The organism is Ureibacillus manganicus DSM 26584 (genome assembly GCF_000772945.1).
Taxonomy (GTDB): domain Bacteria; phylum Bacillota; class Bacilli; order Bacillales_A; family Planococcaceae; genus Ureibacillus; species Ureibacillus manganicus.
In genome coordinates, this window is record NZ_JPVN01000009.1 from 22,873 (window position 1) to 45,638 (window position 22,766).

Below are 22,766 nucleotides of genomic sequence, written 5' to 3' on the forward strand. Positions count from 1 at the left end.
TACATATCTTTTACAACATATATATTTCTATTAAACATTCTTTTAGTAAAGTAGATTAAGTAGTATGTGAAAATATTTTTCTGGAGGTTTTTCATTTTGAAGAAAAAAACAATGTCTAAAGTATTCAATGCAACGTTAGCAACTTCTGTAGTCGTAGGATCTGGAATTTTAGCAGTACCAACACAAGCACAAGCTGAAACAATTTCATTCAGTGATGTTAAGATAGATAGTAATTTCTATAATAGTATTATTGAACTTGCAAAATCAGAAATAATGGTTGGTAATCCTGATGGTACGTTTAAACCAGAAAAAGTAGTTACTCGTGGAGAAGTAGCTAAAATAATTGCAAATGCATTAAAGTTAACTACTGATAATGTGAAAAACCCAGGATTTACTGATGTACCACAATCACATATTTTTTATAAAGAAATTGCAGCATTAAATGCTGAAGGTATCATTTTTGGTATCGGAAATAACAAGTACAACCCTGAAGCTCCAGTTACACGTGCTCAATTAGCTACAATTTTATCTAAAGCATTCTCATTGAGCAAAGCTAACTTTAAAGAATTACCATTCGAAGATGTACAATCTGAGAATGTCCATGCAGATGATATCAAAAGAGTACTAGACAATAAAGTAACTAATGGAACATCGAAAGTCACTTTCTCACCTGAACAATCAGTAACTAGAGAGCAAGTAGCCTTATTAACTTATAATGCGATGAACGCCAAATCTACTACTCTTGAATTAAACATTATGCACAGTAACGATACACACTCAAAAGTTGATCTTGCACCAAAACGTGCACAAGCTGTGAAAGATATTCGTGCATTAAGACCGAACGCACTATTATTAGATGCCGGTGATGCAAATACTGGTACACTTTATTATAACGAATTTAAAGGACAAGCTGATTTAGCCTTTTTAAACTATATGGGCTATGATGCGATGACATTCGGTAACCATGAATTTGATCAAGGTGATTCAGATGAAGGCCATCAAGCATTAGTTGATTTTATCAAGGGTGCAAAATTCCCACTTGTATCATCAAATATTGACTTCTCTAAAGATGACAAATTTACTGGATTATTTACAGATTTAATCTCAAGTGAACCTGAAAACGGTAAAATTTATAATGGTATTATTAAAGAAGTAAATGGGGAAAAAATTGGTATTTTTGGATTAACAACACAAGATACTGAAGGAATTTCTTCACCAGGTGAAATTACATTTGAAAACTATAAAGAGGAAGCTGAAAAAGCTGTAAAAGCTTTTGAAGATAAAGGTGTAGATAAAATCGTACTACTTTCTCACTTAGGCTATGATGACAATCCTGGTGGTGAAGACGATCTTTCATTAGCAAAGGCAGTAAATGGCATTGACATCATCGTTGGTGGTCATAGCCATACAAAACTTGAACAACCTGATGTAGTAACTACAGATGAAAACGGTGTTGCAAAAGATCCAACAATCATTGTACAAGCTGCAAATAATAGTGATTACTTAGGTACGTTAGATATTGTGTTCGATAAAAACGGGGTAGTAGTAGATTTTAAAGGGAAATTGATAAGCATTTCAGGCTATACTGAAGACCCAGAAGCAGTAAAACTACTAAAACCATATAAAGATCAAGTTGAATTAATATCTGCAGATGAAATTGGAGTAACATCTCCAATTGTACTTGAACTTCCAAGAACTAATGGAGACGACACAAAACCAAGTGTACGTAAAAACGAAACAATTCTAGGTAACTTAATTACTGATGGTATGCTAGTAAAAGCAAATAAATATACAGACAAGAAAGTTATCATGGCTCTACAAAATGGTGGAGGTATTCGTAAAAGTATCAATGAGGGTCCAATTACGGTTGGAGAAGTAATTGAAGTTTTACCTTATGGTAATACACTTGCGTTAATGGATATTACTGGCGCAGAATTAAAAGAAGCATTTGAATTAAGTGTTAGTAAATATCCTGTAGAAAACGGTGGATTCTTACATGTAGCTGGCGGTAAAATTGAATTTGATTCGTCTAAACCAGCTGGTAACCGTATTGTAAGTATTTCATATAAAGATGAGAATGGAAAATATTTAGAAATCGAAGCTGACAAAACATATACAGTCGCAACTAATGCATTCACTGCTAAAGGTGGAGATAGTTATGATGTATTTGAAAAAATCTACGTAGACGGCCGTGTGACTGATTTGGGATTGTCTGACTGGGAAAATTTACGTGAACATTTACAATCTTTAAAAGAACTACCTACTGAAACTGAAGGTAGAATTGTAGATATCTCTGCAAATTAATCTATTAAACTAGAAATATAAAGAGGATTTATGCAGTTTATGGCATAAATCCTCTTTTTTATTAATATAGAATAATATGATTGTTTTTTAATAGAGAAGTAATAGATTTAATAATAGATTCTTGATTTTCTATAAAGGAAGGATAGGAAACTATGAAGAAACGGTATTGTATTTTTGCGAAGTTTCGTGATGGTAGGTATTACCTGTTAAACTTTGAAAATCATCACGTCATTGAATGTCTCCATAAAATACCTCCACCACAAGGATTACTCGCAATTGCAGAATGGCCAATCGATTGTGAAACGGAAATAGAATTTTTTGTAGAATTAATCAATGAAAATGTTCTCTATTATCATTTATTTGATCGATTGATGGATAGTAAAGAAACAATATACTTAGATAAGAAGGAGCTAGATCAATAATAAACGTGCAATCGGATGTTATGATTGCACGTTTTTTTAGCCGACAATAAAGTTGATTAGAAAATCCTCATAAGAAAAACACATCTCGTCCCAAATAGGTCGAGATGTGTTTTTTTATTACCATTCAATATTTGCTATAATACCTTCGTCATCATGTAGGTTTAACAAAATTCGAGCTGACATTGAGTCGCGGTTTAACTGTTCATCGATATATAATCGTATAGCAGCAATTAGATTTGCTGTTTTATAGAAGTCATTCTGACCATGTACAGAAGCCTCTGCCGAAAAACCATTTTCGTCATCATACATCAACTCAACTTCTACCTCAGAAGGGCTTACTTGTCTAAATTTAGCATGAAATAAACAAATTGCGTTTACAACATCCTGCTCACTTAATATTATTTTTTCCAATTATCTGTAACCTCTTTATCTTTTCTACGCGTAATAAATTGGAAAATCTTCACACAAAGTGCAATAATCACAACAATGGCAATGGCATTAATCGCAAAACCTAAGATGTTTCCAATTAAGCCCATATCTCCAAATAAGCCTCCAAATAACAACCCTGCTAATCCACCAATCATTAGACCTTTCATTAGTCCACCAGCTGAGAAGCCGCCTTTATTAGTAGGATTTGTATTATTATTTGTTTTGTTGACTGTTGACGTATTTTTGTCAGCATCTTTGTTTTGAATGTTTGAATTGTTGTTATTTTGGTTATTTGTGAAACCTTTTTTACCTGATTTGTAAGATTTCGCCTCAGCAGTTTGTACATCATCACCAAAAAGTAGTAATGTACCTACACTTGAAAACACTAAAGTGAATGCAAGTAAAGTTGCTGATAGTAGTACTGATAATTTTTTCATTCTAATCCTCCATCCATAATTAGCACAATATTTATGCACTATTTATTATTATAACAAAAATAATTCTTTGAAAAAAAGGAAATACATAGTTTTTCATAGAATATCATTTTTTGATTAATTTATTTACGTTATTATGAGTGAAAAGTTTCAAAATAATCGAAGGAAATAAAAAGAATTTATATTTTTAATCATATCTTTATGTAGATTGATTTTACTAAAATGTTTTATGGTGGATTTATGGAAAATGACCGTCTCCAATAGGGGACGGTCATTCCAATTCATTGGTAAAATACTTTATCAATATTATATTTTGCGCGTAGGAAGTTAATCGCATATGTTTCGTAAATTTCACGTTCCATTGGATCTTCTACTTCATATACTTCAATTTTATATACTTCATCACGGTATTTTTTAATCGGTGATACGTTATCTTCAAAATGTTTTTTAATTCTTTGGCGTAGTTTTCTTGCTTTCCCAACAAATAACACTTCATTATCCTTATTATAAAATAAGAAAAATCCACCATTTTCACGCGTAATCTTATGGAGATCAATGAACCCGTTTATTGATGGAATTGGCACCTCACCATCTTTAAGTTCCTGTTTTCTTTGATAAATTACAACATCTGGTTTTGGTAATTCAATCTTTATCAAAATTTGTCACATCCTATTTTGTTTTTATTTGGACTAGCTACCATTCATGGCCATCCATCATTATATACGATGGGGTAATTAATATGAAGTTTTTATTATTATTAGTTAATTCAATAAAAACTATCATTTTGCAGCATTTTTTCATTCATGTATAATGTATAGAGAGGTGAAGACATGTTCGTTAGTGAAAAAAAAGTAGAAATTCGTTATGCAGAAACCGACCAAATGGGTGTTGTTTATCACGCAAACTATCTAGTATGGATGGAAATTGGTCGAACACAACTTGTTGCTGATATGGGTTTTAACTATGCTGGATTAGAAGAAAAAGGCTATCTATCTCCAGTACTGGATCTTTCTATACAATATAAAAAAGCAATGCGCTATGGTCAAATTGCTACTGTTCGAACTTGGATTGAATCCCATACAAAGTTAAAGACAACATATGGTTATGAAATTCTCCATGAAGATGGTTCAGTTGCAGCAACAGCAACTTCATTACATACATTAGTTAGAAAAGACAATTTTAGACCGTATCCTTTAAGTAAAGTTGACCCTGAGTGGGATGCTAAATATTTAGAACTAGCAGTTATAAAATAATTCTTTGGCTAGCGGCAAAGTCGCTAGTTTTTTCATTTGGAATAAGAACTACAAACAGTAATAAAAACTTGTTATAATGACGTTTGTTAAACAAAAATGAGGAGGTATGTTCATGGTACAAAAATTAGCTGAAGTGAATACAGTTAAATGTTTTATCGTATTAACCAATACTGCACGTGAAGCCATTAAAGAACATTTTCAAGATGAACATGCCTTTTTCAAAATGCAACAATCATTTCTTGTCTATATAGAAAAACAAACAATAGATCAATCGTCCATTTCATTGTCTATATTTTTTGATACGAAACGTAACAATATACTTGCAAAAAAATTTGGTGGACGAGTCGTAATTATGGATTGCATATTTGATCTGAAAAACGGACTAATAGCGAAAAGTTTTCGAACGCGCGGTGGAAATACACCAGTTGTAACAAATCGTAGAAAACCCATTCGAATCCATTTTGTAGCATCAAGAATAAATGGTCATACATATCCTAAAGAATTTATTCAACTATTAGCAGATTTACCAGTTGCTCAGGAACGATTTGATTACGTAAATAAGCGAATTACAAGCTGGGAAGGGTACTTAAAAGTTTTAAATAAGAATGCTGACATTGAAGATATCGAAGGAACTTTCCATTCTATTCAATTCCAATCTGACTTCTCTACAGTAAGTATTCAGTGCAGTGGGATTGATGATAAACAGTGGAAACAACTTAAGGGCTTAAGTGCATATGTTCGGGGTTTTAATAAGGAGATCGGTGAGGTAACAAAAGCAAACCGAGGGAATCGACAGATTGAAATCCAATTAAGTCCTTATGTAAGCAAACTAGCACAAAAAGGTGAATTTGATTTTACCTCTGAATTTATTACTTTCAGTAATGCTTCGACTAAATCCCAGTTAAATCGCTTATTAAAAGGATTCGAACGACTTAAGGATGGTTTAGCAGCTAATGCAAATCTTGAGAATATACTTTTTGAAGACAAACCTAACATAATAGAACGAAAAAATAATGTAGAAATAGAATTTCATAATAATTTAAACGAATATCAAAGAGATGCTGTCATCGGTGCGATGAGCGCAGAAGACTTGTATGTAATCCAGGGGCCACCAGGTACTGGTAAAACGACGGTGATTTCGGAAATTTGTTACCAAAATTCTAAAGCAGGATTAAAAACCCTCATTGCATCACAATCCAACCTTGCAGTTGATAACGCATTAGGTCGTTTACTTTCAAACAAGGATATACGTATATTACGTTATGGTCGTACGGAAAGTATTGAAGAAGAAGGGAAAAAATTCATTGAAGAAAATGTAGCAGACTATTGGAAAATCCAAACTTTAGAAGCTGTTACAAATGAAATTTCTCAACACCAGACTAAAGAACAACAACTACAAGATGAAATCAACGCGAATGCGGATCATATTAAAGCATTAGAAGATAAGATACTTGAGCTTCAAAAAGCGATTGAAGAAAAACAACAAGCAGAACAGGAATTAGTACGTATATCTGAAGAAATTTCGGAGTTAAAAAAGAAAATAATTCCTTTGAAAAAAGAGCGAGAAAAAACAGAGCAAACTATAGAGAAACTTAATGAGTCCAAGGTTAAAATTACATCGAGGCTTTCTGAATTGGCTGCCCAGCAAAGTGAAATCGGCTCGATTGAGGAAATTGAAGATAACATTCATAAACATCAACAACTAATTAGACTAATTGAACAGCAAATTCATCATTCTAAATTGGAAAAACAACTACAACAATACGAAATACAATCGGTTGAAATTCAAAATCAATTAACGCAGTATGATTCTACATCTTCAAATTTAAGTACCACTATAGAAGAAGTAAATGCTTTGAAGAAAGTGTATGATGTAGAACAGTTTATCGAACGCCATGAAATTCGTAGAGGATTTGTCTTAAATCAGTTGTTTCTCGATCTTGAGAAAATTCATCAGCAATTTGTAAACTATCAATCCCTAAATGATATCGTGTCGCGACTAAATAAGGCAATTGAGTATTCCAATCAAACGCTTGGCATTCACGTTTCTATTGACCAACTACCACTAAATCATCAATATTCCTTACAAGAGGTCAATGAATTTTTAACGAAGCTAAGCCAGGCTTTTGCACAAAGAAAAATCAACAAAGAAAACGGAATTCGATCTGTTCAAGGTATATATTTACGAAAATTATACTTAAACCAACTAACTGATAAATATAACAAATTAGTTGAGGAGTCTAAATATGTTTTTTCAAAAATCAAGGAGGAAGTTATTGATCAACTATCCAATCAAGCTGGGAATAGTCAATCTACCATCCAATCATTAAAAAGCAAAAAAGAGCAACTTAACAACTCTATCCATCAAATAAAAGGTGAAATGGAGAAACTCCCTTTACAAGAACATAGTAGCTTATCATTAGAAGAACTCCAGTTTACTTTGAAAACTCATAATGACGAAATTGAAAACTATCAAAGTAATATAGAAAAAGCAGCTAATATACAAACTAAGATTTCAGCAAAAATGACAGAAGATGAGCAAGTAACTGTTGAGATTACTAATGGTCAAACTATTTTAAATGACATGATAGATGAGTTAAAACAACTAAATTCATCGGGAATTCAATTAGAAAAGCAGTATTCTGAATTAGAACAAATAGCAAAACAAAATCCTGAAGCAGAATTAGAAAAGACAAGAAAGCAAATAGATGAGCTACATGGAAGAATTAACGACCTGAAAAATAAAATAAAAATACTACCTGTAACTCAATCTTTGCAAGATGAATGGAAGTCCTTACTAGAACAATCCACTGAGCACGACTTAGAGGAAATTCGAAAATTATATGTAAAACATGCAAATGTGATAGGTACGACTTGCGTTGCTTCAGCAAATAAAGAATTTATGGAGAACTATCCTATCTTTGATGTTGTTATTATTGATGAAGTTTCTAAAGCAACACCACCAGAACTATTATTACCAATGCTTAAAGGGAAAAAAGTTGTATTAGTAGGGGATCATCATCAGCTTCCTCCGTTAATCGGAGACGATACATTAGAAGAAACTTTAGAAGAAGTTATAAAAGAAAGTAACACGTTTGAAGAAAAGAGAGAGCTTGAAAAGCTTCTTGAGGAATCCTTATTTGAACGACTATATAAAAATTTACCTCGTTCCAACAAACAAATGTTGGCAATCCAATATCGTATGCATGAAAATATTATGCATACTATTGCACCTTTCTATCAAAGCGGACATGACTCTTTGAAATGTGGTTTGACTGATTCTGATACTGTTAGGGATCATAAACTAGAAAGTAAATTGATCACACGAAAGGATCATTTATTATGGTTTGACGTTCCAAATGAACAACAATACTTTGAGCAACGCATGAAAGAAGGTTCAAGTTTATTTAATGAAACTGAATTGAAGGTAATTAGTAAACTTCTAATTGACTTGAATGATGCTACAAAGAAATCTAAAGCTGATGGTACATTTGAAGAACATCAACTTAAATCAGTTGGCGTAATAAGCTTTTATAGAGAGCAAGTTAACCGAATCAATAAACTTATTGATGAATTGGAGCTTAACCACCTACATATACGTACAGGTTCTGTTGATAAATTCCAAGGAATGGAAATGGACGTCATTTTAGTTAGCATGGTTCGTAATAATGACAATAAGCATGGTGATATTGGCTTTGCTAAAGATTACAGACGTTTAAATGTAGCACTTTCACGAGCAAGAGAATTACTTTTATTAGTAGGTAGTACAGAAATGTTTACGAAACGTCCGAAATTAAACGAAACAAAAACGATGTATCAAACTCTTTTAGAAACAGTAAAAAGTCAAAATGGTTATCGTTATTTTATTAACAATTAAGAGATTTTTCTGGAGGCAGTATGAGTCTACAATCTTTACTGGAAAGGTTCACATCACAACTACATCCGAATGAAAAGTGCATTCAATCAAGTCTTTGGTGTCTACCTGTACATACTATACAAGTTACGTACAAGCCTGTTCTACGAAGACAAATGGATATATTAATGAAAATGCTTTTAATTTCAGTTCAAAAAGTACCGTTTAAAACTGTCTCCCAAATTAGTGAAATATTATTGGTAGAAGATCTTTTTGTACATGATTTATTATCTAAAATGGAGCGAATGGGTTTAATATTACGTGATGAACAAGGCTTTCAAATAACTAAAAAGGGGAAAGCTCAGTTAGAAAGCGGTATTTATGAAGAAGACCAAGATAGTACATCTACTGAACTTTTATTTAGTGCCAGTCACAAATCGTTCTTATCTGGAGATTTAGAAGAAGTATTAGAATATGAAGATTTCCCTGAAACCATTTTTCGATACTATGAGCAAAAGGAACATCCTACGATTCCAAATGAAAACTTACTTGAGGAGATTCGAAAGCTAAGTACAATGGACCAATTAGAAGGAGAAACTACCAATCCAATTTTTATAAATAGTGTTGACGAAATTGAATACCAGCAAATAAATGACATTCCTTGTGTCGAAATGATTATTTATGATGAAAATAAAGATATTATTTTTACTCGAATTTGGAATACACTTCTAAATGAGTGGGATGAAGTATTAGAGAAGATCATTACAACTAAAGAAGGTCAAACTTGGAAAGAACAATTATTAATATAAAAATAATAAAGAATATTGCAAACATTTTATATTCATGTTAGTATATATGTAATTTCATCAAATCTTATCAAGAGAAGCAGAGGGAAATGGCCCGTTGAAGCTTCAGCAACCTCTAACATTGTTAGAAAGGTGCTAATTCCAGCAAGACGTATGTCTTGAGAGATAAGAGAGCGCGATATTCGAAACGTACCCTCTCATTCTCTTGCTGGAATGAGAGGTTTTTTGTATTCATTTGTATTGAATTCAGATGAAATTTGGCACTATTTAAGAATGGGGGAAGACAATTGCCAATTAATATTCCGAAAAATTTACCTGCTGGCGAGGTTTTAAGAAAGGAAAAGATCTTCGTAATGGAAGAAGATCGAGCAAGTACTCAAGAAATTCGTCCATTAAACATATTAGTGTTCAATTTAATGCCTGAAAAAGAAAAAACTGAATTACAACTTCTACGTTTGTTAGGAAATACACCACTACAAACAAATGTTACATTTTTAAATACGGCTACATATACTTCAAAAAACGTATCAAAATCACATTTAGAGTTGTTCTATAAAACTTTTGACGAAATTAAACATCGTCGTTTTGACGGTATGATAATTACAGGTGCACCTGTTGAACGAATGGAATTTGAAGATGTTAACTACTGGGAAGAGATTACTAAAGTTATGGATTGGGCAAAAATAAATGTTACATCATCCATGTATATTTGTTGGGGAGCTCAAGCTGCTCTATACCATCTATATGGGATTGGGAAATTTGAGTTACCTAAGAAATGTTCGGGTATTTATGGGCATGTCATTACAGACTTAACTGTTGATCTTGTTCGCGGATTTAGTGATGAATTCCTTGCGCCACACTCTAGACATACTGATGTGTCATTAGATGAAATTCGCAACCATCCTCACCTACGCTTATTAAGCTATTCTGAAGACGCGGGAGCATTTATAATTCAGTCTAAAGATACAAAAAACATTATGATTACAGGACATCTAGAATATGATGCAACGACATTAGCTGACGAGTATCATCGTGATGTGGAAAAAGGGGAGCCTGTTGAAATTCCAGTTAACTACTTCCCAAATGATGATCCAACAAATGAACCAAAAAATACTTGGAGAGCACATTCTCATTTATTATTTTATAACTGGTTAAACTACTATGTTTACCAAGAAACTCCATATGATTGGCACTTTGTTGAAGACAATAAAGAAGATGAAATTGAATATCATATTTAAAAAAGAAAGCAAATGTGTCTAAACATTAGAGACATTCGCTTTTTGATTTGTAGTCATTTGGTTGCTCGCTCTTTGTGAAATAATAGATTGATTCCTTTAACGACAAAAAGAATTCCGATCACATGAATAACCAAATTTCCAATCATACCAAGTGGATCATAATTAAAACCAAAAAAGATTAGTCCTACAATAATCGCAAAAACTCCAGTAATATACTTAAATTTCAAATGATCACCGCCTGGGTTTTATACTCGAATTCTAATTTATTATTAATAGTTTAAACTAAACCAAACGAGATGTGAAACTAAATAGATTGAATATTTTAACAATTATTATTGATAGTACTATAAAAGTGAAAAATTCTTATTGACTATTACTAAGATAAGTTTCAAATATATCCAATTCTGTAGAGATTTCTTTTTTAACTCCCTTTATTGTATAAAGATTTTATTAATAGAAAAAATACGATAATAAGGGAGGTAATTTTAATGAATGAAGAATTAAACTATGGTGATGACTACAAATATATTCCTGTAACTTCTATATTAAGTGGTGTTGGTCAACAGGTGACCAATGATATTTATTGTTATACAATCCAAGTAGTTAACCTTTGTTTTGTTGGAAACAAAGATGGCTGGTCTTTAATTGATGCTGGAATGCCTAGATCAGCCGTAAAAATCATTGAAGAGGCTGAAAGTCAGTTTGGTCCAAATGCTAGGCCAGAAGCAATTATTTTAACTCACGGTCACTTTGATCATGTTGGAGCAATCATTGAATTAGTCGAGCATTGGAATGTTCCAGTTTATGCACATGAAATGGAAATCCCTTATTTAACTGGGCAAAAGAGTTATGCGGAACCTGATCCATCTGTGGAAGGTGGTCTTGTAGCAAGAATGTCTCCATATTTTCCAAATGAACCAATTCAATTAGGAACTCATGTAAAGCCACTACCAGATGACAGATCAGTTCCAACATTAGATGGCTGGAAATGGATTCATACGCCAGGTCATGCTCCTGGTCATGTTTCGTTCTTTAGAGAAGAAGACAGAGCTCTCATTGCTGGAGATGCATTTGTAACAGTAAGGCAAGACTCGTTATTTAAAGTATTAGTTCAAGATCCTGAAATAACCGGGCCTCCAAGATACTTTACAACCGATTGGGATTTAGCAAGAGAATCAGTTAATAAATTAGCTTGTTTAAATCCATCTGTAGCAGTTACTGGTCATGGCATACCTATTCGAGGAAAAGAATTAAATTACAATCTAGAAAAACTGGCCAAAAATTTTGATAACATGGCAAGACCAGACTACGGAAAATATTTAAACTAACGATACCAAAACAGGTTTCAATCATTGGAACCTGTTTTTATATTTTTTCAACAATAAAAGGAATACATCCAACCTTACAGAATATTTATAGATAATACGTAATAGTTTTCTATTAAGAATTTTAAAGGGGGAGAGAAATTGGTTTACTTAGTAGAAGGAAGCCGAACTGCTTTTGGAAGTTACGGAGGTTCTTTTTTGTACACGGAAGATGTGGAATTAGGGGTTGCAGTGACAAAAGAAGCATTACAACGTAGTGGAGTTAATGCGACTGATGTTGATGAAATTATTTTTGGGAATATTATACACACAAATAATAATTCTGCTTACTTATCAAGACATATCGGCTTAAAAAGCGGACTTCCTATTACATCTTCTGCTTTAACAGTTAACCGATTATGTGGATCTGGATTACAAGCAATTGTAAGTGGTGCTCAATCCATTTTGTTAGGTGATGCGCAGATAGTTGTTGCGGGTGGGACAGAAAATATGTCTCGTGCACCTCACGTATTAAGAGGTACACGTTTTAGCAATCCAAACAAAGCACCAATCATTGATGATATGCTTTGGGGAACTTTAACTGATGAATATATCGGGTGTGGAATGGGGATTACGGCAGAGAATCTAGCAAAAAAATATGAGATTAGTAGAGAAGAACAGGATGAATTTTCAGTACAATCTCACCAAAAAGCAACAATTGCCATTGAATCCGGCCGGTTTACAAGCGAAATTGTACCTGTAACAGTAAAAAATGTAAAAGGCCAAGAAATTGTCGTAAAACGAGATGAACACGTTCGTAGTAATGTAAGTCTTGAAAAAATGAGTACATTAAAGCCTGCGTTCCTAAAAGACGGTACTGTAACAGCCGCAAACGCAAGTGGCATCAACGATGGGGCAGCAGCTGTAGTCATTGCTTCCGAACAAGCAGTTAAAGAAAAGAACTTAAAACCATTAAGTAGAATTGTTGCATGGGCAGTTGCTGGGGTTGATCCAAACATTATGGGAATTGGTCCAGTGCCTGCAATTCAAAAAGTATTACAAAAAGCAAATCTAACATTACAAGATATTGATTTATTCGAATTGAATGAAGCATTTGCTGCACAAAGCTTAGCTGTCATTAGGGAATTACAATTAGATCAAGAAAAAGTAAATGTAAATGGTGGAGCTATTGCATTAGGTCACCCAGTTGGGGCTAGTGGAGCAAGAGTAACCTATACATTAGCAAAAGAATTACAGCTTCAAAACAAAAAGTATGGAATAGCTTCACTGTGCATTGGTGGAGGACAAGGTATCGCTGTTCTACTAGAGAATGTAAATTAATTTCAAAATTAGGATATGTCTCATTTCGAAAAGAGGGGGCATATTCTTTTTTTGTTGGATATTTAACTTTTATTTGAAATAATGGTTATGAAAGAAAAATACATAATTCAAAAATTGAAACTATTTTCCAAAGGGCTCCGTCTAATAGAAAATTCAAAAGGAGGAGGCGCAATTGACTGAACAATACGATCTCGAACAATTCATTCGAACCCACGGCGAAGAATTATTGCGATTAGCCTTTACCTATGTGCAAAACAAACAAACTGCAGAAGATATCGTTCAAGATGTGTTATTAAAAGCCTTTGAAAAAAAAGAAGCTTTCAGGGGAGATTCAAGCTACAAAACTTATCTATATCGCATGACCATTAATCGCAGTTATGATTATTTACGTAGTTGGACATATAAACGGTTAATTTACTCAAACAAAATGCAGTCTATTTTAAAAAGTGAATCAAGAACAGAAACCATTGTGATGGAAAACAGCGCAACAAAAGTGATTGGGGATGCAGTACTGAATTTACCTATTAAGTACAGAGAAGTAATCGTTCTGTATTATTATAAGGAAATGAAAATTGAAGATATTGCAATACTACTAGAAACGTCAATTAATACCGTAAAGACAAGATTAAAAAGAGGAAGAGAAAAACTATGCTTGAAGGGAGTGATCTCTATGAAAGATTCTCAAATTAAAAAAGGAATCGAAGAAGCAATTGGTGAAGAAAAATGGCTAACAGATAATTTAGTCCGTAAAATGATGCAGCCGAAAAAGCCAAAAAAGAAAAAAGAACTTCTACCAATTATTGCAACAACACTTATTGCAAGCATCGCTCTGTTCTTATTTATAGTTGAATGGAATAATGAACCGGAAGAACAAATCGCAGAGGAGAATATTAAAGAAAATACGTCTGGCAAATTTGATACTGAGCAATTCTATCAAGCATTCCCGAATGATATTGATGCCAAAAAAGTAATTCAATACTTTGAGGCAATTCAAGAAAAAGACTACGGAAAATTTGAAAGTATTTCTAGCACGTATGTAGTTGCTTCAAATAAAGAAGTTTTCCAAAAGTATGAAAATGTCAACTTCGAATCCCTTCGAATATTAGGCTTGGTTCATAATAAAAGCGAACCAGGTGCAAGTATGTATTTGATACATGAAAATGTAACAGATGGTCTTACTTATATGAATAGAATATTTATTAATTACCCAATTGGAGAACAGATTATCGATGTTTCCGAAGATATTTATGAAGATTGGACTCTCTATAAACCATACAAACTCCCTGAAACAGTTGCACTCAATTATGTAAATGCAGGTGAAACTGGGATACTATCTACAAATCTAAGTAGAGAATTGGTTCCAATATCAGAGACCTACACACTTCCAGATGGTGGTGAAGCAACGATTTATATGCGTGATGATGCATTTTATTTAATCATCGAAAAAGAGGGAAGTATTCATCATATTCCATACTTTGACTATTACAACAACAAAGAACCAGAATATCAATTTAAAGAAATAAACTTACACCCTGATAAAAATCCAATAAATATCGTTTTATTAGAATCACCAATATATGAAAAAAAGTTGTATCTTTATTATAGTGAATCAGAAGGAAACTATCAGTATCTTGATTATTATCAATCAAATGATTCATTTAACATGGATATAGATAATGATGGTCAAATGGAAATTCTTTTTGATGATAAAGAAGGAACAATTTTTAAAGTAGAAGATGACAGAATGATGATGACTACTATTTTACCAAGTTTTAGCGAACCTCGTTGGGCATGGCCATTTCTTCATATAAATTTCGAAGGAAGACTTTTTTCTGTTGAATATTCAGATGCTATTGAATCAAAAAGCAGTTATTATCAGTTGATATCGACGAATGAACTTAAAAAACTTGATTAATTAAAAATGCATGGCGAAATTAAACTCCGCCATGCATTTTGACTTATTAAATTAAGAACATCGCAACAATAGATGTTATAACGAGACCAACAACGACTGGAATGAAGTTTTTCCGTGCAAGCTCGAATGGACTGACATTACATATAGCAGCTGCAGGAATTAACGCCCAAGGTACTAATGTCCCGCCACCAACCCAAATAGCAGCAATTTGCCCCATTGCAGTTAATGTAGCTGTACCGGCATCAATTGCAGTTCCAAATAAGTTAGCGATCGATCCAGCAAGGGTAATACCTGAGAAACCAGAACCATCAAGTCCGGTGATTGCTCCAACACCTGTTAAAGTAATGACAGCAATTTCCTTCGTTAATGGGACTACTGCAGCTAATGCTATACCTAAGTCGTTTACAATACCTTGTGATCCACTTGGTAAATCACCTATAATGGTTAAATATCCTGAGTCACCTAGATAGAAGAATGCTGCAATTGGGATAACTGGACCAAATACTTTAAAACCGAACTGAAATCCTTCTATTAAATAACTTGTCGTCTTTTCCAACCCTGAATTTTTATGAGCAAACATCGATAGTAAAAGTAAAATAAAAATCGCTGTTCCCCCAACAATCGCTGTTGCATCACCACCAGATAGCTTAAAGACAGACATTGCAACTACATCTAAAATAAATGCAATTGGAATAAATATCGCAAAAAATTGTTTTTGGCCTTTTGATAATAATCCTTCCTCTACATCTTCTACTACTTTCTCACCATCATAAGTCCCAACCATTTCAAGATTTCCACGCTTCATATCACGACGAAGTAAGAAAAATGCAACAATAGTTGTGACGACACCCATTGTTATGACTAATGGAATACTCGCTGTCACTACATCTGTTACAGGAATACCTGCAGCATCTGCTGTTAACTTTGGAGCTCCTTGTATTATAAAGTCACCAGATAACGCAATACCGTGACCAAATAGGTTCATTGCCATTGCAACTCCTAGTGCAGGAAGTCCCGCGCGGATTGCGACTGGTAACATAACTGCACCAAGTAATGCGACGGCAGGGGATGGCCAGAAGAACCAAGAAATAAGCATCATTAAAATACCAATCGTCCAGTAAGCGAGAGCTGGTGTTTTAATAATTTTTGTAAATGGCGCGACCATGACCTCATTAATACCAGTTTTTTGTAAAACTTTACTCATTGCAACGATGATACAAATTATCAATATGGTCGATAATAATTCAGTTGTAGCAAAAACAAAACTTTTAAAGACACCGCTTACAGATGAAGTCAAATCGCCAGTTGCAACAACTGCAATTAGAAAAATACCAAGAATACTAATTAATGTTGTATCACGACGTTTGACCATAAACCCAATGATTAACACTATAAAGACAACATAAATCCAATGTAGAGCACTTAAAGCAACCAATACAATCTCCCCCTACAGTACATTTGCCTATAGAATATGAGGACAATGAGGAATGGGTGTGTGCTTATCTAATTCCTTGAATATATAATTTACATGGGGATGTTTTGTTACATGATAGGAGGGTGATGTTTTCATTTGAGAGGAATTTTCTAGTCTAATAAACACCCGATTGTTGAATAAAATAAAAAAGTCCCCCAACAATATCGTTGACATGGAAAGGGGACAATTTGTGGATTGGAGGGAAGTACTTAAATAGAAAATCGTTTCTTTATCATTGTTTTTGATTACTTATTGTTGTTGATTTTGACCTTGTACTCCAGTTCCCATTCCCATCATGTTAGAGACAAGTGGCATCATATTTTTGGCTTTTCCGCCATTTCCACTTAGCATTTGATAAGTAGCAATGCCTATTCCAACTGAAGCGAAAATCGGTAAAATTTTATTTATGTTTGCCTTCATCTATATCACCTTCTTTTTTAAAATTTGTTCATTGCCTGAACTTTAATTATTTTGGCTTAAAAAAACGTTAAAATTCAGGGACTTGTTTCCAATACAATTAGAAATAAAATAATGAATTAAAGGAAAAATTATATATAATACACAATAGTAATTACGCGTTATTCTTCTATGTTAAATTGAATAAAAAAATTCTCCATTTTCAAAATGGCAACAATAACTTATAACAACAAAATGATTTAATATAAAACAGTTGACGCAATACCTATACGGGTATATGATATGGCTATCAATAATAATTCAGTAGAAATGGAGGAGGCAGCACAGTTGAATTCATATGATGATAAAATCAAAAACAGAATTAAAAGGGCAGAAGGGCAGCTTCGTGGAATTCTAAAGATGATGGAAGAAGGAAAAGATTGTAAAGCTGTCATTACTCAATTATCTGCCGCTCGTTCAGGTGTGGATCGTGCTATAGGTTTAATAGTAAGCCAGAACTTAGCAGAGTGCATCCAAGCAGCACAAGGGGACGAACAAGCTATGAATGAATCTATTCAAGAAGCTGTCAATCTTTTTGTAAAGAGTCGATAACTAGTTCGACTTTTTATTTGCGAGAACAAATACCCCAATGGGTACAAAATGGAGCATCTAGTTTTTGAAAACTCCAATCAATTGCAGATGGAGCAACAGCAGCAGCTCGTATAAGAAGAATTAGCGAAGATACCGAAATCATACTTGTAGAGCGTGATGAAAATATTTCATTCGCGAATTGCGGTTTACCATATTATATCGCTGAAACCATAAAAGATTGAAATAAACTTTTGACAAATCTCGATGTTCTCAAATCATAATAAAGATAAACTTTAAAAAGTTCTTTTAAAGAGTTGACATTATACCTATAGGGGTATATTATATGTATATCAGCAAGAGATAATCACGAGAAAGGAGGCGGCAAAAGTGAATACGTATGATGTTAAAGTAAAAAATCGAATCAAACGAATAGAAGGTCAACTTCGAGGGATATTGAGAATGATGGACGAAGGAGAAGACTGTAAAGCCGTCGTCACTCAATTATCAGCTGTTCGATCTGGAGCAGACCATACAATAAGTGTCATTGTTAGTGAAAACTTAAAAGAATGTCTACTAGATGTAACTAGTAAGAACGCAAACAATGACTCAGTACAAGAAGCAATGGATTTAATCGTTAAAAGTCGTTAAAAGTCGGCTTTTATTTTTCAACAAAATTATACCTTGGGTGGTATATAGGAGGGACTAAGATGGAATTTTGGTTAATTTTAGCGGCTGTTATTGTTTTTATGTTCTGGCGCATGAAACCTGCTAAAGGGACAAAAACTATAACGACAGATTCATTAAAAGAAATATTAAACGACAAAGACAAAGTGTTTGTTGACGTACGAACGCCAGGTGAGTATAAGGCTCGCAATATTCGACAGTTTAAAAATATCCCTCTAGGATCTGATTTTTCAAAACTTCCAAAGGACAAGGAAATAGTAGTCATTTGTCAAAGTGGAATGAGAAGCGCACAAGCATGTAAACAGCTGAAAAAATTGGGATATGAACATGTCACAAATGTTCGTGGCGGTATGAGTGCTTGGAGAGGCTAATAAATAAAATGGAGGTAAATATAATGAAAGAAATCACTGTAAATGAAGTTCAAAAACATTTAGAAAATGGTGAACAATTAAATATAATTGATGTTCGTGAAGTGGATGAAGTAAAAGATGGTCATATTCCTGGCATTACGAATATTCCACTTGGATTACTAGAATTCCGTGCACACGAACTTGATAAAAATAAACCTTATATTATGGTTTGTCGCTCAGGTGGACGTAGTGGTCAAGCAACTCAATATTTAGAAAGCCAAGGCTTTAATGTAACAAATATGACAGGTGGTATGCTTTCCTGGGAAGGAAAAGTCGAATAATTTTTTAAGCAAATTAATACCCTAATAGGTATATGGAGGTTTTTAGTAAATGTCAATTAAAGTAGATGTAAAATTAGACTGTAAAGGTCTTGCTTGCCCAATGCCGATTGTTAAAACAAAAAAAGCAATGAATGATGTTGAAAGCGGACAAATCTTAGAAGTACAGGCAACTGATAAAGGTTCGATAGCAGACTTAAAAGCATGGTCTGAAAGTGTAGGACATCAGTATATTGGCACTAAAGAACATGATGGTGTTTTACTACATTACATCCGTAAAAGTGGCGATGATCACGAAGCGGAAAAGAAATTTGAACAGACGATTACCAATGAAGAAGTAATTGATCGTGCTTCTAATGGTGGAATCATACTAGACGTTCGTGAAGAAGCAGAATACGCATTTGGTCATATTGAAGGTTCTAGATCTATCCCCATGGGTGAGTTAGAGAATCGTTTAGATGAGCTAGACAAAGATCAAGAAATCTATGTGATCTGTCGTACAGGAACACGCAGTGACTTAGCTGCACAGAAATTAGCAGAAAAAGGATTTACTAAAGTGGTAAACGTGCTACCAGGAATGAGTTCTTGGAACGACGATTTAACAAAAAAAATATAAAAACTTAAATTATTGGAGGAATTTATTATGTCAAACAAAGTAGCTATTATCGCAAGTAACGGTGGGTTATTTGACGCTTACAAAGTATTTAATATTGCAACGGCTGCGGCCGCAACTGAGAAGGAAGTAGCAATTTTCTTCACATTTGAAGGGTTAAACTTAATTCATAAACAAGGAATGCAACAATTACCAATGCCAGAAGGTCGTGAACACTTTGCAGAAGGATTTGCAAAAGCAAATGTACCTAGCATTCCAGAACTAGTAGAAATGGCACAAGACATGGGTGTAAAATTCATTGGTTGTCAAATGACAATGGACGTGATGGGCTTAACGAAAGAAGACTTTATCGATGGAATTGAAGTTGGAGGAGCTGTTACATTCTTAGAATTTGCTAAAGATGCAGCACCAACATTAACATTCTAATACCAATTTTGTTATAACTTAATATTTATAGTTGTAACTATTTTGGAAAAACTAATGGAAGGGATTTACCCTTCCATTTTAAAAAACTAATACAATACCTATGGGGGTAATTTATAGTGACAGTTATTAAAATGACAGCAGCAGAAGTTGCTCGTAAAGTAATTGAAAATCAATCATTATTTATCTTAGATGTACGTAATAAAGATGCATTTGAGGACTGGAAAATTGAAGGTCATAGCTTTGATTATTTGAACATTCCTTATTTCGATCTTTTAGATGGAGTTGATGAGATTATACCGCAACTTCCAACAGACAAAGATGTCTTAGTTGTGTGTGCAAAAGAAGGCTCGTCTCTTATGGTAGCTGAAATGGTTTCAGAAGCTGGACGCGACGTGTTTTATCTTGAAGGCGGCATGAAATCATGGAGTTCATATCTAGAACCAATTAAAGTTAGTGATTTAACAGGTGGTGGGGAACTTTATCAATTCGTTCGTTTAGGAAAAGGTTGTCTTTCTTATATGGTTATCTCTGAAGGTGAAGCAGCAATTATTGATGCTGTTCGTTTTACAGAAGTATTCACAAATTTTGCGAAAGAAAAAAATGTTGAAATTAAACATGTATTTGATACTCACTTACATGCCGATCACATTTCTGGAGGTCGTCATATCGCTGAAGCAACAGGTGCGACTTATTACTTACCACCAAAAGATGCAGAAGAAGTGGTGTTTGATTACACACCGCTTGAAGATGGTCTAACAGTAAAAGTAGGTGCCTCTCAAATTGAAATAGGTGCACTTTACTCACCAGGTCATACAATTGGTTCAACTTCTTTCATCGTGGATAGCAAGTATCTATTAACAGGCGATATTTTATTCATAGATTCAATCGGCCGTCCTGACTTAGCAGGTCTTGCAGAAGATTGGGTAGGTGATCTTCGTGAAACATTATATCGTCGTTACCGTGAATTAGCAGAAGATCTAATTGTTTTACCAGCTCACTTTATGATTATTGAAGAGTTAAATGAAGATGGAACTGTAGCAAAACGTTTAGGAGATTTATTTGCAGAGAACCACGGTTTAAATATTGAAAGTGAAGAAGATTTCCGTCATACAGTTACAGATAACTTACCACCTCAGCCAAATGCTTATGAACAAATTCGTCAAGTAAACATGGGTAAAATTACACCTGATACTGATGAACAAACCGAGATGGAGATCGGTCCGAACCGTTGTGCAGTACGTTAATGAGATGTAGCAAATATGCTTGTATGATGCTTTCACATCAATTTCTAAAAGGGACGGTATTCATCCGTTCCTTTGTTATAAAAAAATTATTAGTTAAAAGGAGAATATAACAATGAATTCAACAAAAGTATTAGATGTTAAAGGGATGTCTTGTCCAATGCCGATAGTGCGTACGAAAAAGGAAATGGATACATTAAACACAGGCGAAATTTTGGAAGTACATGTAACAGATAAAGGTGCTTTAGCAGATATGCCTGCCTGGGCAAATGCTGCTGGTCATACAATCGTCGACCAAGAAGAAGATGCAGAAGTATTAAAGTTTTTCATTAAAAAAGCGTAAAAGTGAGTTCTCATTCGACTCACTTTTTTCCTTAAATAGGGAAGTCTAATATATGGGATTATATTATTTATATACCTAAATAGAAAGAAGGAAACACTTTGGACATTAGTTTTGTGATCCTCCTTTTCATTATTGGTTTTATTGGGTCATTTCTTTCTGGAATGCTCGGAATCGGTGGGGCAATTGTCAAATACCCGATGCTACTCATGATTCCACCACTGTTCGGATTTGAAGCCCTAACAGCTCATGAAGTTTCTGGAATTAGTGCACTTGATGTCCTATTTGTATCCATTGCTGGTGTTATAGGATTTAGAAATGGTGGTTATTTAAATAAATCATTAATTACAGTAATGGGGATATCAGTTCTATTTGGCACATTCTTAGGCAGTTTTGGTTCACAATATTTTACTGAAGCGCAAGTTAATCTTGTTTATGGAATATTGGCGTTATTAGCTGCGATTATGATGTTTATTCCGAAAAAGAAGATTGATGATATCCCTTTAGAACAAGTCACTTATAATAAACCACTTGCAGGCAGTTTAGCTTTTGTTGTAGGTATTGGTTCAGGTATTGTAGGTGCTGGTGGAGGATTCTTATTAATACCAATTATGCTATTAATCTTACGTATACCTACAAGAATGGCTATTGCATCTAGTCTTGCAATTACCTTTATTTCTTCCATTGCTGGATCAATCGGTAAAATTTCAACAGGGCAAGTAGAATACTTTACGGCGATTATTGTAATTATTGCAGGCTTAATTGCTGCTCCTATAGGGGCAAAAATAAGTAAAAAAATGAATACAAAGGTATTACAAACGATTTTAGCAGTTCTAATCTTAGCAACAGCTATTAAAGTATGGATAGATATATTATAGATTAAATAATACACATAATATAAATAATACTTAAAAAATATTCTTGAAAACTTATGAAATAAAATAGGGATGCAGATTTTGCATTCCTGTTTTGTTTTTTTATGTACAGGAACTGAAAGGTTAATACAAATTTGTA

General features: G+C 33.7%; 25 protein-coding genes and 1 riboswitch. Of the genes, 18 read left to right on the forward strand and 7 right to left on the reverse strand.

The window, feature by feature from the left end; all coding sequences use genetic code 11:
• Positions 1-96: 96 nt before the first annotated feature.
• Positions 97-2,304 (forward strand): 5'-nucleotidase C-terminal domain-containing protein, encoded by a 2,208-nt coding sequence (locus CD29_RS08630; protein WP_081976200.1) that lies wholly within the window; start codon positions 97-99, stop codon positions 2,302-2,304.
• A 152-nt stretch (positions 2,305-2,456) separates the two neighbouring features.
• The gene (locus tag CD29_RS08635; RefSeq protein WP_036185439.1) at positions 2,457-2,726 is read left to right on the forward strand and encodes a hypothetical protein; all 270 of its coding nucleotides are present in this window, start codon (positions 2,457-2,459) and stop codon (positions 2,724-2,726) included.
• A 117-nt stretch (positions 2,727-2,843) separates the two neighbouring features.
• Here the strand turns inward: CD29_RS08635 and CD29_RS08640 are convergent, their stop codons facing one another.
• From CD29_RS08640 to CD29_RS08650, 3 genes are all read right to left on the reverse strand, one after another.
• A complete protein-coding gene (locus tag CD29_RS08640) occupies positions 2,844-3,137 on the reverse strand; it encodes a YxcD family protein (protein WP_036185440.1) in 294 nt (97 codons plus the stop codon).
• On the reverse strand, positions 3,125-3,592 hold the full coding sequence (locus CD29_RS08645) for a hypothetical protein (protein ID WP_036185442.1): 468 nt from the start codon (positions 3,590-3,592) through the stop codon (positions 3,125-3,127). The genes CD29_RS08640 and CD29_RS08645 overlap by 13 nt, the downstream gene beginning before the upstream one ends.
• Before the next feature lie 278 nt (positions 3,593-3,870).
• Positions 3,871-4,245, reverse strand: a complete 375-nt coding sequence (locus CD29_RS08650) for a nucleotide excision repair endonuclease (protein ID WP_036185444.1) — start codon at positions 4,243-4,245, stop codon at positions 3,871-3,873.
• A 174-nt stretch (positions 4,246-4,419) separates the two neighbouring features.
• Here CD29_RS08650 and CD29_RS08655 point away from each other — a divergent pair, with 174 nt between their 5' ends.
• The 4 genes from CD29_RS08655 to metA all read left to right on the forward strand — a co-directional run bounded on the left by CD29_RS08655 (position 4,420) and on the right by metA (position 10,739).
• Entirely contained in the window at positions 4,420-4,842 is a 423-nt protein-coding gene (locus CD29_RS08655) for an acyl-CoA thioesterase (protein WP_036185446.1), read from the forward strand.
• Positions 4,843-4,954: 112 nt separating this feature from the next.
• Positions 4,955-8,719, forward strand: a complete 3,765-nt coding sequence (locus tag CD29_RS08660; RefSeq protein WP_036185448.1) for a DEAD/DEAH box helicase — start codon at positions 4,955-4,957, stop codon at positions 8,717-8,719.
• 20 nt (positions 8,720-8,739) lie between these two features.
• The gene (locus CD29_RS08665) at positions 8,740-9,504 is read left to right on the forward strand and encodes a hypothetical protein (RefSeq protein ID WP_036185450.1); all 765 of its coding nucleotides are present in this window, start codon (positions 8,740-8,742) and stop codon (positions 9,502-9,504) included.
• A gap of 61 nt (positions 9,505-9,565) precedes the next feature.
• A riboswitch (SAM riboswitch) is annotated at positions 9,566-9,673 on the forward strand.
• A 115-nt stretch (positions 9,674-9,788) separates the two neighbouring features.
• Positions 9,789-10,739 carry a homoserine O-acetyltransferase MetA gene (metA, locus tag CD29_RS08670; RefSeq protein ID WP_036185453.1) on the forward strand — a complete coding sequence of 317 codons (951 nt, stop codon included), beginning with the start codon at positions 9,789-9,791 and terminating at the stop codon, positions 10,737-10,739.
• A gap of 53 nt (positions 10,740-10,792) precedes the next feature.
• Here the strand turns inward: metA and CD29_RS20230 are convergent, their stop codons facing one another.
• Complete coding sequence (locus CD29_RS20230; RefSeq protein WP_156111883.1) at positions 10,793-10,966, reverse strand: hypothetical protein; 174 nt, start codon at positions 10,964-10,966, stop codon at positions 10,793-10,795.
• Between the two features lie 261 nt (positions 10,967-11,227).
• Between CD29_RS20230 and CD29_RS08675 the strand changes: the two genes are divergently transcribed.
• From CD29_RS08675 to CD29_RS08690, 3 genes are all read left to right on the forward strand, one after another.
• Positions 11,228-12,067 (forward strand): MBL fold metallo-hydrolase, encoded by an 840-nt coding sequence (locus tag CD29_RS08675; RefSeq protein WP_036185457.1) that lies wholly within the window; start codon positions 11,228-11,230, stop codon positions 12,065-12,067.
• A gap of 138 nt (positions 12,068-12,205) precedes the next feature.
• Positions 12,206-13,384: a thiolase family protein gene (locus CD29_RS08680; protein WP_036185459.1), complete on the forward strand. Its 1,179-nt coding sequence runs from the start codon at positions 12,206-12,208 to the stop codon at positions 13,382-13,384.
• Between the two features lie 172 nt (positions 13,385-13,556).
• Positions 13,557-15,299 (forward strand): sigma-70 family RNA polymerase sigma factor, encoded by a 1,743-nt coding sequence (locus CD29_RS08690; protein ID WP_235801806.1) that lies wholly within the window; start codon positions 13,557-13,559, stop codon positions 15,297-15,299.
• Positions 15,300-15,345: 46 nt separating this feature from the next.
• On the opposite strand, the gene CD29_RS08695 is transcribed toward CD29_RS08690, so the two are convergent.
• On the reverse strand, positions 15,346-16,734 hold the full coding sequence (locus tag CD29_RS08695; protein WP_408056613.1) for a hypothetical protein: 1,389 nt from the start codon (positions 16,732-16,734) through the stop codon (positions 15,346-15,348).
• 288 nt (positions 16,735-17,022) lie between these two features.
• On the reverse strand, positions 17,023-17,193 hold the full coding sequence (locus tag CD29_RS20465) for a hypothetical protein (RefSeq protein WP_169716169.1): 171 nt from the start codon (positions 17,191-17,193) through the stop codon (positions 17,023-17,025).
• Between the two features lie 306 nt (positions 17,194-17,499).
• Here CD29_RS20465 and CD29_RS08700 point away from each other — a divergent pair, with 306 nt between their 5' ends.
• On the forward strand, positions 17,500-17,781 hold the full coding sequence (locus CD29_RS08700; protein ID WP_036185726.1) for a metal-sensitive transcriptional regulator: 282 nt from the start codon (positions 17,500-17,502) through the stop codon (positions 17,779-17,781).
• Between the two features lie 13 nt (positions 17,782-17,794).
• On the opposite strand, the gene CD29_RS20780 is transcribed toward CD29_RS08700, so the two are convergent.
• Positions 17,795-17,923: a hypothetical protein gene (locus tag CD29_RS20780; RefSeq protein WP_268870980.1), complete on the reverse strand. Its 129-nt coding sequence runs from the start codon at positions 17,921-17,923 to the stop codon at positions 17,795-17,797.
• Between the two features lie 224 nt (positions 17,924-18,147).
• On the opposite strand from CD29_RS20780, the gene CD29_RS08705 reads away from it, so the two are divergent.
• The 8 genes from CD29_RS08705 to CD29_RS08740 all read left to right on the forward strand — a co-directional run bounded on the left by CD29_RS08705 (position 18,148) and on the right by CD29_RS08740 (position 22,630).
• Entirely contained in the window at positions 18,148-18,408 is a 261-nt protein-coding gene (locus tag CD29_RS08705) for a metal-sensitive transcriptional regulator (protein WP_036185469.1), read from the forward strand.
• A gap of 59 nt (positions 18,409-18,467) precedes the next feature.
• Positions 18,468-18,815, forward strand: a complete 348-nt coding sequence (locus tag CD29_RS08710) for a rhodanese-like domain-containing protein (protein WP_036185473.1) — start codon at positions 18,468-18,470, stop codon at positions 18,813-18,815.
• Positions 18,816-18,838: 23 nt separating this feature from the next.
• The gene (locus CD29_RS08715) at positions 18,839-19,135 is read left to right on the forward strand and encodes a rhodanese-like domain-containing protein (protein WP_036185483.1); all 297 of its coding nucleotides are present in this window, start codon (positions 18,839-18,841) and stop codon (positions 19,133-19,135) included.
• A gap of 49 nt (positions 19,136-19,184) precedes the next feature.
• Positions 19,185-19,748 carry a sulfurtransferase TusA family protein gene (locus tag CD29_RS08720; protein WP_036185485.1) on the forward strand — a complete coding sequence of 188 codons (564 nt, stop codon included), beginning with the start codon at positions 19,185-19,187 and terminating at the stop codon, positions 19,746-19,748.
• Positions 19,749-19,775: 27 nt separating this feature from the next.
• On the forward strand, positions 19,776-20,171 hold the full coding sequence (locus tag CD29_RS08725; RefSeq protein WP_036185489.1) for a DsrE/DsrF/DrsH-like family protein: 396 nt from the start codon (positions 19,776-19,778) through the stop codon (positions 20,169-20,171).
• A gap of 116 nt (positions 20,172-20,287) precedes the next feature.
• Positions 20,288-21,415: an MBL fold metallo-hydrolase gene (locus CD29_RS08730; protein ID WP_036185490.1), complete on the forward strand. Its 1,128-nt coding sequence runs from the start codon at positions 20,288-20,290 to the stop codon at positions 21,413-21,415.
• A 112-nt stretch (positions 21,416-21,527) separates the two neighbouring features.
• Positions 21,528-21,755, forward strand: a complete 228-nt coding sequence (locus tag CD29_RS08735) for a sulfurtransferase TusA family protein (RefSeq protein ID WP_036185492.1) — start codon at positions 21,528-21,530, stop codon at positions 21,753-21,755.
• A 98-nt stretch (positions 21,756-21,853) separates the two neighbouring features.
• The gene (locus CD29_RS08740; RefSeq protein ID WP_036185498.1) at positions 21,854-22,630 is read left to right on the forward strand and encodes a sulfite exporter TauE/SafE family protein; all 777 of its coding nucleotides are present in this window, start codon (positions 21,854-21,856) and stop codon (positions 22,628-22,630) included.
• The last annotated feature ends 136 nt before the right edge of the window (positions 22,631-22,766 follow it).

Bases quoted from the DNA above. Each gene is read 5' to 3' on its own strand.
- CD29_RS08720 (WP_036185485.1), top strand. From the start codon at position 19,185: ATGTCAATTAAAGTAGATGTAAAATTAGACTGTAAAGGTCTTGCTTGC.
- CD29_RS08660 (WP_036185448.1), top strand. From the start codon at position 4,955: ATGGTACAAAAATTAGCTGAAGTGAATACAGTTAAATGTTTTATCGTA.
- CD29_RS08655 (WP_036185446.1), top strand. From the start codon at position 4,420: ATGTTCGTTAGTGAAAAAAAAGTAGAAATTCGTTATGCAGAAACCGAC.
- CD29_RS08700 (WP_036185726.1), top strand. From the start codon at position 17,500: ATGGAGGAGGCAGCACAGTTGAATTCATATGATGATAAAATCAAAAAC.
- CD29_RS08715 (WP_036185483.1), top strand. From the start codon at position 18,839: ATGAAAGAAATCACTGTAAATGAAGTTCAAAAACATTTAGAAAATGGT.
- CD29_RS08645 (WP_036185442.1), bottom strand. From the start codon at position 3,592: ATGAAAAAATTATCAGTACTACTATCAGCAACTTTACTTGCATTCACT.
- CD29_RS08725 (WP_036185489.1), top strand. From the start codon at position 19,776: ATGTCAAACAAAGTAGCTATTATCGCAAGTAACGGTGGGTTATTTGAC.
- CD29_RS08665 (WP_036185450.1), top strand. From the start codon at position 8,740: ATGAGTCTACAATCTTTACTGGAAAGGTTCACATCACAACTACATCCG.
- CD29_RS08735 (WP_036185492.1), top strand. From the start codon at position 21,528: ATGAATTCAACAAAAGTATTAGATGTTAAAGGGATGTCTTGTCCAATG.
- CD29_RS20465 (WP_169716169.1), bottom strand. From the start codon at position 17,193: ATGAAGGCAAACATAAATAAAATTTTACCGATTTTCGCTTCAGTTGGA.
- CD29_RS20780 (WP_268870980.1), bottom strand. From the start codon at position 17,923: ATGATTTCGGTATCTTCGCTAATTCTTCTTATACGAGCTGCTGCTGTT.
- CD29_RS08635 (WP_036185439.1), top strand. From the start codon at position 2,457: ATGAAGAAACGGTATTGTATTTTTGCGAAGTTTCGTGATGGTAGGTAT.
- CD29_RS08675 (WP_036185457.1), top strand. From the start codon at position 11,228: ATGAATGAAGAATTAAACTATGGTGATGACTACAAATATATTCCTGTA.
- CD29_RS08710 (WP_036185473.1), top strand. From the start codon at position 18,468: ATGGAATTTTGGTTAATTTTAGCGGCTGTTATTGTTTTTATGTTCTGG.